Source organism: Treponema sp. R80B11-R83G3 (assembly GCF_054786115.1).
This window is the reverse complement of record NZ_BDHF01000278.1, coordinates 1-991: the sequence shown is the minus strand read 5'-3', so window position 1 is coordinate 991 and position 991 is coordinate 1. Positions and strand designations below refer to the sequence as shown.

1 protein-coding gene is annotated in these 991 nt (G+C 34.7%); it reads right to left on the bottom strand.

The annotated features are described in order from the left end of the window. Positions 1–791, bottom strand: a 791-nt coding sequence (locus ACYVRH_RS13295) for a DnaA ATPase domain-containing protein (protein WP_461257375.1), incomplete at its 3' end; no start/stop codon positions are given. Between the last annotated feature and the right edge of the window lie 200 nt (positions 792–991).

Below are 991 nucleotides of genomic sequence, written 5' to 3'. Positions count from 1 at the left end.
TCACAAGTAAAGATAAGTTGTTTTTTTGCGTTAAGCAGGGAGGTAAAAGTATGGAATAATTCCTCCTGTACGCCGGGTTTATCGGTAAAAAATTGAATGTCGTCTATTAGTAAAACATCGGTTTCACGGTATTTGTTTTTAAAATCACTCATTTTGTTTTCGCGAAGACCTTCAAGATATTCATTTAAAAAAATTTCAGAAGTTATACATATTACGCGGTTATCAGTATTTTCATGGATATGGTTCCCTATTGCCTGCATTAAATGTGTTTTTCCAAGCCCTACTCCGCCAAAAATCAAGAATGGGTTGTAAGCTTTGCCGGGATTTTTGCTTATTGCGTGGGCGGCGTTTGCGGCAAATTTGTTATTTTCCCCGACTATATACCTTTCAAATGTATAATCATCTCTCATTTGAGGATGTTGCCCTCTTTTTTCCTTTACTTTTTGAATTTTTTCAGGTGTTACAGAGGTAGCCTTATCATTTTTTTGTTGGTTATGATGAGATTCAGCTTTTTTTGCGGTTTTTCCGGTTATTTCCATTTCAAAATCTATTTCTTGCCCTGAAACTTCTTTTAAAATTGAAATTATTTGTTTTTTATAATGAGAATTCACCTTATCACGGTGAAAAGCAGAGGGAACGCCTACGATTATGCTGGTTTTTCCGGCATCTGTTGTTGAACAACGCAGGTATTTTATATCTAAAAACCAGCCGCTGAACTCCTCCTCCCCTAGGTTATTCCGCAGTTGGACTAGGGTTTCTTTCCAAAAACCCTCATAATCCAAATCAGCCATTTATTTGCCTTTAAAAAGATACTTATCAACATATTATCCACAGGAATAATATTGATAACTCCGACTTAAAACTCCAAATTTGTATGAATTTTTATAACATTTACTTAATACCTGATATGGTAGAATCACGCTAAGTCCTTATCCAGTAAAGAATTAGCAACGATCAAATACATATAATCAGGTTAACTTTTAATCTCCTT